Origin of the sequence: Streptomyces sp. NPDC057654, assembly GCF_042800135.1 — a bacterium.
GTDB lineage: Bacteria > Actinomycetota > Actinomycetes > Streptomycetales > Streptomycetaceae > Streptomyces.
In genome coordinates this window covers 1-1,877 of record NZ_JBHVHQ010001233.1, presented here as the reverse complement: position 1 = coordinate 1,877, position 1,877 = coordinate 1, and the positions used below count along the sequence as shown (strand labels likewise).

The window sequence follows — 1,877 nt, the reverse complement described above, 5'->3', positions numbered from 1 at the left end:
GACGGGGGGCCGGTCCATTCCGTCGTCGTCCGGGGACGGCATGGGCACGCGAATGCCGGCCGACGGAACCGGCTCGCTCCTTCCGAGAGCCGGGTTCTCCACCACGGCCGCCCGGATGTCCGCCTGTTCGCACATGGCCGCGAGCCGGGCCGGTGGATAGGACGGATCGAGAGGCACGTACACGCCGCCCGCCTTCAGCACGCCGAGCAGGGCCGCGACGGCGTCTGCCGACAGCCGCGCCATGACGCCGACGCGGTCGCCGGGCGACAGCCCGTGCTGGTGCAGTCGCCACGCGACCGCGTTCGCCAGGCGGTCGAGTTGACGGTAGGTCACGCTCGTCGCGCCGTCGTCGACGCTCGGGGCGTCCGGGGTCCTCCGGGCCTGGCCCTCGAAGAGCCGGTGCAATGGAGTATTGCGAGGATACCGCGTCGTCGAGGAATTCCAGTCGGTGTTGCGTTCGTTTTCTCCGCGGTTTACTTCTGCGCACATCCAGGATTCTCCTCTCCGGTTTCGGCATTCGACCGTACGGGAATGCGCCGGGGCCCGGTAAGGACGCGTTCCGCTCCGTGGGACGGCGGGCTCGACGCTCTCGCGGATACGTGCTTACGGTGCTGAACGGTTAAAGAAACCCGCCGGTTCACGCACCGATGCACGTACTGGTGCGCGCACTGGCGAACGTGCCGGAGAACGAACCGGAGAACGAACCAAGGAGCGAGCGACAGATGGTCCATGACATAGTCGTCGACCTGCTGGTCTCGGCATTCGAAGTAGACCCCGGACATATTCGCGACGACGCCAGCCTGGAGGCGCTCGGCCTCGATTCGGTGGCGCAGGTGGAACTCGCCGACAGGGTCGGGGAATCCCTCGGCGTCGATATCCCGGAAGAGGAGTTCACCGGTCAGGCCACCCTGAAGAACATCGTGGAGAGCGCCGAGCGGAAACAGGTGACGCCCTCATGAGCCCTACCGCGGCCCCACGGCGCGTGGCCGTCACCGGCATGGGCCTGATCAGCGCGGCGGGCGTCGGCGCGGAGGCGAACTGGAAGCGGGTCGTGGCGGGGGAGCCGACCGCCCGCCGCGACCCCCGGCTCGACGGCTGCCCCGTGGACTTCGACTGCCGCGTACCGGACTTCGCGCCGTCGCGGTACCTGGGGCAGGGCCTGACCGAAAGCCTGGACCGCTACGCCCAGTTGGCGATGGTGGCCGCAGAAGAGGCGATGACCTCGGCCGGGGTCGTCGTCGGAACGTCTGGCCGAGTGCCCGGCGGGGATTCCGCCGACGGGCCCGCGAGCGGCGCCGTCGACCCCACGCGGATCGGCGTGATGCTGGGCAGCGTGGCCGGCGGCATGGCCACCATCGAGGCCCAGCAGACGCGATTGGAGCGCCACGGCCCGACAGCGGTGGCGGGGCGCACCATGCCCCTGGGGCTGCTGAGCGCGGCAGCCGGAGCCCTGTCCGTACGGTTCGGGCTGCTCGGCGCCACCATGACCCTCGCCACGGCCTGCGCCTCCGGCACGACCGCGATCGGCACGGCACGCGACCTCATACGGGCCGGGACGCTCGACATCGCGCTGGTCGCGCACGCGGATATCGCCCTGTGGCACGAGGCGTGCGTGATCCTCACCCCGGTTCTGCGGAAGCACGCCGGGCTGCCGGACGAGGTCGTGGACTACTTCGCCTTGTACCAGGAGCGGCCCGACGAGGTCCTCGACCAGGCCCTGGACGTCGTCGCGCGTGAGGTGGCGGAGGGGCGGGACCTCCAGCGGACGGTGGACACCGCCAAGCTGATGGAGGACCACCTCGCCGCGTTCTGGCAGGCGGCGGGCCAGGACCGGTAAAAGGGCCGTTCAGGCGGGCCGGCCCCCACGAGGGCCGGCC

3 protein-coding genes are annotated in these 1,877 nt (G+C 70.6%); 2 read left to right on the top strand and 1 reads right to left on the bottom strand.

Annotation, left to right across the window (positions count from 1 at the left end):
- Positions 1-489, bottom strand: a 489-nt coding sequence (locus tag ACFU99_RS42335) for an AMP-binding protein (RefSeq protein ID WP_384403769.1), incomplete at its 3' end; no start/stop codon positions are given.
- Positions 490-659: 170 nt separating this feature from the next.
- Here ACFU99_RS42335 and ACFU99_RS42330 point away from each other — a divergent pair.
- Positions 660-959 carry an acyl carrier protein gene (locus ACFU99_RS42330; protein ID WP_384403766.1) on the top strand — a complete coding sequence of 100 codons (300 nt, stop codon included), beginning with the start codon at positions 660-662 and terminating at the stop codon, positions 957-959.
- Complete coding sequence (locus ACFU99_RS42325) at positions 956-1,837, top strand: beta-ketoacyl synthase N-terminal-like domain-containing protein (protein WP_384403763.1); 882 nt, start codon at positions 956-958, stop codon at positions 1,835-1,837. Before ACFU99_RS42330 ends, ACFU99_RS42325 begins: the two co-directional genes overlap by 4 nt.
- The last annotated feature ends 40 nt before the right edge of the window (positions 1,838-1,877 follow it).

Coding starts and splice junctions, on each gene's coding strand:
- ACFU99_RS42325 (WP_384403763.1), top strand. CDS start 956: ATGAGCCCTACCGCGGCCCCACGGCGCGTGGCCGTCACCGGCATGGGC.